Genomic DNA, 6,101 nt, shown 5'->3' with positions numbered 1-6,101 from the left:
TCGATGGAAATTACAATTTCAGGATTAACCACCTGAAGTCCCTCAATTACTTGAATTTGGAATGTCAGCAGATGTAAGAACTGAGCGGTTCAGAAACCACTCAAAATAGCTAATCTCTGGGACTACACCCATTCTCACTGGTAAAACCGAAACTCCTAGCCCACGCGATACGTACAGGGCAATCGCACCATCTCGATACCAACCACTGACATAACGTCCACTACCAGGCGGACGTAAAGGAGCAAAGCCAAAGAATGATAATTGTCCGCCATGAGTATGCCCTGATAACATATACTGTGGTTTGTATTGTGTTATCTTTGCTAGCTCATCACTTGAAAATGAGTCTCGATATGCTGGTGAGTGGGCGAGTAATAAATGGTTTTGTTGAGGACGAAGACCTTGAAGGGATTTGATTAAATCGGGTTTGCCGATTAAATCATCCAATCCCGTGATTAATATAGAATATTCGCCGTATTTATGTAAAATACTTTGATTAACTAATAAGCGGCAATTATAAGTGGCATAGATTTTTGTCAAACGTTTTAAATCGACACCTGCCCATTATTCCCAATTACCCATAATTGCATACTTAGCTGTTTGCTTATCAAGAAGCGACAAAAAGCGATCAAATCCATCAAGCTGTTCGACTTGATCAATCGAATCTCCGGTAAATAGTACAATATTTGGGTTAAGTTTATTAACTTGTTCGGCGATATGTTGTGCCCGATTATTAAATTGTTTGAGATGGAGGTCGCTGATTTGGACAATATTGAAACTATTTTTCTTAGAAGTAATTTGTTGATTTAGTTGATGACGTGTGACGACGAAACGATTCGGCTCAATCATAAAAGCATACAGAATCAGGAAACAAAAACTAACACTGATGCTAAGTAGAATAAATAGGTATTTTCTTCTCTTTTTATTTGCCAACATAGTTGAAATTTTCTGAAAGTATCTAAAAATAATACAGGATATAGTTACACATCCCCCTAGTATTGGGAAGAAATTTCGGTGTAGCCGCAGCCTCTAAAGAGTAGACGTCGCTTTTATCAAATATTGTATTAATAAGCTCATTCGTCATTGAACTAGTACTCAATGATAGCCACTTATCTGATCAATTGTTAATACTACTTATACTTAACTTTTAGCTAAAACTATTGATACATAATCCTTGGATTAAATGCCAAATGCTAAGAATTTCTTAATGCTGCGTTAGCCAAAAAGCGCCAGAATTAATATTATGAATGTGGAAAATAAAGCATTAATCTTCTACCGCCAAAAATCGAGATAACCTCTAATGAGTAATTTATTGCCGGAGAATAATGTGAACATTTTAGTAATTGGGGCAGGAGTCAGCGGTTTAACAACCGCTATATGTCTGAGAGAGGCAGGTTTTAATGTCGTGATTGTTGCAGATCGTTTTGCCCCAAATTTAACCTCTATTGTGGCAGGTGCATTATGGGAATGGCCACCGGCAGTCTGTGGTCGTCATGGATCTCCTAGATCGCTGGAACGCTCTAAAGACTGGTGTATGACTACCTATAATAAATTCAAGAAAATACACACAGAGTTTGGTTCAGAAAAAACAGGGATTTATTTGAGGGATGGGTATTTCTATTTTAAGGATGTTTTGGAAAATCGACCTGCTGATCTAAGTAAAATGAATGAGTTGAAGGATAAAGTTGATGGATTTGAAAGAGGTTTACATATTGTCAAAAAAACGATTGACTTGAATTTTCAAGGAGGTATAAAAGATGCTTATAAACACATGGCTCCGATGACAAATACCGATGTTTACATGAATTGGCTACTTCAATATGTAAAGGATATTGGATGTGAGATTATCCAGGAGAAAATCACTGTCAATATAGTTCAAAACGAACAGGAACTACTTAGCCGTTTTAATGCAAGGGCAATTGTTAATTGTGCTGGGCTAGGTTCAATAGCAACTACAGGGGATGCTTCCATGTATCCCGTGAGGGGCGCACTTGTCAGGGTTAAAAATCTAGGGAAAGTTGTCAAGGATGCTCATTGCATTTCCCATGAAGAATCTTCTTTAAATGAGCAAGACATCATTTTTATAGTTCCTAGAGGGGATGATTTGGTGGTCTTAGGAGGATTAACACAGCAAGACCAATGGGGTACAGACTTATCTCTTGAGGTTCCGATTATTCGACAGATGTATGATGGTTGTTTAGAGTTTCTACCGGAATTAAAAGAACTCCCGCTAGATGAGAAGGAGCCTGTTAGGACTGGTTTACGACCATTAACATCAGAAAATGTTTGTGTGGAAAGAGTTTTAAACACACACATATTTTATAACTATGGACATGGAGGTTCAGGCGTAACGTTGTCATGGGGATGTTCACAAGAAATTGTCCAGTTAGTACAACAAATGCTGCACGAGTCGGCAAATCCAATTACTTTGCATAGTAGTAAGATAGATAGCAATAAGCAGACTGTCTTTGTGCTACATGATATACTTCTGAGCAAAACTGATTTTAGGCATATCTGCTCAGATAATAGAAATCTAGTTTTACTCTGTAGTAGGCGAGGACTCAGTGAAGTTGTACCTTCCCAGTATCAGTACTTGGATTTTGTGCAGATTGTAGAACCTTATAATTTACAAAATCTGTTCCAAACCTATCAACAGATTAAGACTGACTATAAACTCTTAGATGACAACTGTCGGATTGTCACCAACGATAAGTATTCAGTGCTGTTAACTGCACAGTTGCGTGAAGCTCTAAATCTGCCAGGCGATCGCCCAACGATGATCCAGCAGTTTACTGATAAGAGTTACCTCAAATCTGCCCTCAAAAATTCCCTGATTCGGGTGCCCAAGTATCTAATTTTTGCTCAAGACCAATACCGTAAAGAGCCAGCATCATACTTAAAGTTTGTTGTAAAAGAGCTAGGTAATCACATCTTTATCAAACCAGTTAGCGAAGCCAGAAGTGAAAAATCTAGAAGAATCTATACTGTTGATGATTTGAAAGCTTGGTGTGAAAGCAATGTAGATTCAGATTCCGAATTTGAGATGAATGAATTCATTATAGGTCAGTTATACAATACAAGTGTTGTTATAAAAAACGGTCAGCCTTGTTATTTCGCTGCTTGCAAGCAGTATCGACCTAATGATGAGTTCATTTCTGGTCATAAAATCGGCAATATTATTGTTAGAGAAGAAGAACCAGAATTTCAGAAACTCTGGCAATTTTCAAGTGATGTGTTAGAAAGTTTAGAACACGGTTACCCCAAAAATGGTGTATTCAATATTGATTTATTGCTACCTTCTCTTAGCGAAGAACCGATTCTGATGGAAGTAGCTGTACGCCCCCCTGAAGGGCTTGTGTCAAGAATGTTTTACGTATATCAAGGGATACGTCTAAACGAGTTACATCTCCAATTACAGATTGGTGATTCGCCTGATATCATTCTCAAGGATAGAAATGAGTGGAAGTACAGTGCTTCCTCGATTCATCCAAAGCAGAATGGTGTTATTACAGAAATTGAGAAGCCAGTTCTCGAAAGTGATGTGGAAGTTTATTGGCAAATTTATTTGGGAGAGAGGCTGGAAAAATCACAAAGTATCAGGGATGTTGCCATTGCTATTGTTTTGAGCCATCATGACTTCTCAACCCTTCAAGAGGATTATCAGGTAGCCAATTCTACCAATTTCTACAATACTAAAAAAGATTTTTTCTAGCAGCCCGAAAGAAACTGTTTTTACAGCAGTGTTTGGGTTAAAATCCGAAAAATTGCTGCCTAAAGGAGTAAATTTCAGTGCATTCTGCGCTTCTCTACCAGACCGAGGTGAACAAGGGAACAAACAACTCTCTTTTGTTTGACACTCTTCGAGAAACGACGGAATCTGTTTTAGGCTTGGTGTCCTAAATGCATTTATGGATAGGACATTAAGCATGGTTGCACTACCACAAGATGTTTGAGCCAGGTTAATCAAACTATAAGCTGAACGCAGCCTGCAATGAGTTGTAGTCTGAATCACCTACTCTTTTGCTCTGACTTTTGAGATTGTGATCCGTGTCTTGTTATTCAATAAAGCCTATATAATTAATAATCTCATTAGTTAATTGCTAAGAGGCAAGTGTTGTTTGCTTGCAGACTGTGAGGATGCGTTGGTCGTTAGGGCTAATAAGTTTGATTTGATGAAAATTGGATAGGTTAATTTTCATATTTTCAGTTTTTGCTTTATTGGAACTAAGTGATTTAGCAGAAACTGTGTTGTTATTCTGTTTTCCTGTAAAGCAACTAAACTCAGAATTAGGATAGTACAAAGCTCCCACAATATCTCCTTGTTGATGTTGCATTACTAAGTAGGCTTTCCCAATTTGATTAGGTTTAGGAGTTTCGCCGTATAAATATGTTCCATCAACAAGCAAAGCCGATTTGGTTGAGCTATTTGGCAAGCTTTGTCCAGTTGAAGAAGGAATTTCTAAACCGACTAAAGCTAGAGAAAGCAATATAAATGCCGCACTTTTCTGGAGTTTTGTGCTAACAGTTGCAGGTAGATTCATTTGTTTTTCCTTGCGTTACTGTTGGTTGTACCTACCTTAAACCTCTTGTCGTTTGTATAAATCTTTCTGTCGGTAGAGATTAGGGTAGCAATATCAACTTTCAAGCCCTTCCACTATTGGACAGCACGCTTTACAGACAAAAAGTGGACGTGATTGCGCTCGTGATTTGCAAGGGTTGCTCCCGTTGCTGGAGCAACTAAATCAAAACTGAAGTGCCGCTATTTAAAGTAGCCGGAGCTAAAACCGGAGTAGCCGGAAGTAACCTTGTAACGCTCAAATCGCCGGAGATAAGTCCGATGACCTAACTAAGTCTGAAAACTGGTTATAAAAAATTAATATTCCAGAATCAAGGCGATGGCTACTCTAAAAGTATGCGGTCGCCTTTTGCTATTTCACTCATGCTCTAGAGAATGGCACGCTTGAAAAGCTGAAATAGTTGCCTGATAACAGGTTTAGAAAATTAATAGTTTTAAGGTCGGGAATCAGAATAATCTGCAACTCTTAGTTTGCGATCCACCAGCTAACCCCTCTGCTTCATCTGTAGTAGCTGAACTATTCAACATCCTGCCAACCTTCTAAAGTTGCCAAAAGTATATTGACAAGAGGATGATCTACTAATTCTTTTAATGCCTCTGTCTCACCAGCTTTCAGCGCCTCAAGTACCCGTGCTTTCAAAGTAGAATTACTATTGATTTGGTTGAGTGCTTCTGTCACTGCTATCTGTTTTTCTAGTGGAGTGCTAGTAGGATAACTCTGTCCCAATTGGTTGAGAAGCTGCTGAATTTCTGCTGCGGCTTCTGCGAGATTCTGCTTTTGCTGTGGGTTGTAGTTAGTGATATTGCCGCCGATTTGTTGTGCGGGTACTGTGTCTGCGTTGACTAGACCACCTGCAAATTGAGCGCCTTTGAGGCCAAAGTTGGATTGTTTGTTAGGACTTTGTGACATAGTATTTCCCTGATTACTCAGCCCTCTCAATATTGACAAATATTACAGGATGTGGGTTTTTAAGAAGGTAAGACTAAAACAGCAGTTAAGCGGTTATGCTATCTCCTATATTTGATGCTTTTGTAGAAGCCAGCCCCGTCAGTGTAATGATGCGAGTCCTGATGGAAAAAATTTTTAACTCCACGCGGATGAATCAGCTATTTGAGACTTCAAGCGTTCGCCAATACTCTCAAGAGTTACTGTTTTCGACTCAGGTGGAAATGATTCGTCTGGTAGTGTGTGGGATATATCCATCGGTTCATGCAGCCTATCAGAAGAAGGCAGTGGAGATAAGTGTTAGTGCCACAGCGTTATACAACAAATTGCAACGGGTTGAACTGCCTGTAAGTAGGGCATTGGTACATGAGACAGCATCCGACCTCCAGGAGTTGCTTCACCGATTGAATGTGGAACGCCCCAGTCCTCTAGGAAAACAATATCGGCTGCGGATTGTAGATGGTAGTTGTTTAGCCGGAAGCTCATATCTTGCACCTGGAAATAGTAATGTCAATTCCATGACTAAGTGCTAAGGGTCGAAGCCGTTCAATATCCAGTCGTAATAAAGCCAGGATTAAATGA

General features: G+C 39.2%; 6 protein-coding genes. 2 read left to right on the top strand and 4 right to left on the bottom strand.

Annotated features, from left to right (window positions below; all coding sequences use genetic code 11):
* Positions 1–42: 42 nt before the first annotated feature.
* The gene (locus tag H6G26_RS37310; protein ID WP_190736605.1) at positions 43–537 is read right to left on the bottom strand and encodes a hypothetical protein; all 495 of its coding nucleotides are present in this window, start codon (positions 535–537) and stop codon (positions 43–45) included.
* Positions 538–561: 24 nt separating this feature from the next.
* Positions 562–846 carry a metallophosphoesterase gene (locus H6G26_RS37305; RefSeq protein WP_190736603.1) on the bottom strand — a complete coding sequence of 95 codons (285 nt, stop codon included), beginning with the start codon at positions 844–846 and terminating at the stop codon, positions 562–564.
* 451 nt (positions 847–1,297) lie between these two features.
* Between H6G26_RS37305 and H6G26_RS37300 the strand changes: the two genes are divergently transcribed.
* The gene (locus H6G26_RS37300; protein WP_190736602.1) at positions 1,298–3,709 is read left to right on the top strand and encodes an FAD-dependent oxidoreductase; all 2,412 of its coding nucleotides are present in this window, start codon (positions 1,298–1,300) and stop codon (positions 3,707–3,709) included.
* A 388-nt stretch (positions 3,710–4,097) separates the two neighbouring features.
* On the opposite strand, the gene H6G26_RS37295 is transcribed toward H6G26_RS37300, so the two are convergent.
* Both H6G26_RS37295 and H6G26_RS37290 read right to left on the bottom strand, forming a co-directional pair.
* A complete protein-coding gene (locus H6G26_RS37295) occupies positions 4,098–4,538 on the bottom strand; it encodes a hypothetical protein (RefSeq protein WP_190736600.1) in 441 nt (146 codons plus the stop codon).
* 552 nt (positions 4,539–5,090) lie between these two features.
* Complete coding sequence (locus tag H6G26_RS37290) at positions 5,091–5,483, bottom strand: hypothetical protein (RefSeq protein WP_190736598.1); 393 nt, start codon at positions 5,481–5,483, stop codon at positions 5,091–5,093.
* A gap of 95 nt (positions 5,484–5,578) precedes the next feature.
* Between H6G26_RS37290 and H6G26_RS37285 the strand changes: the two genes are divergently transcribed.
* The gene (locus tag H6G26_RS37285) at positions 5,579–6,052 is read left to right on the top strand and encodes a hypothetical protein (RefSeq protein WP_190736596.1); all 474 of its coding nucleotides are present in this window, start codon (positions 5,579–5,581) and stop codon (positions 6,050–6,052) included.
* Positions 6,053–6,101: the final 49 nt, after the last annotated feature.

The organism is Nostoc sp. FACHB-888 (genome assembly GCF_014696655.1).
GTDB lineage: Bacteria > Cyanobacteriota > Cyanobacteriia > Cyanobacteriales > Nostocaceae > Nostoc.
The sequence above is the reverse complement of the archived record's forward strand: the minus strand, read 5'-3'. Positions and strand labels throughout refer to the sequence as shown.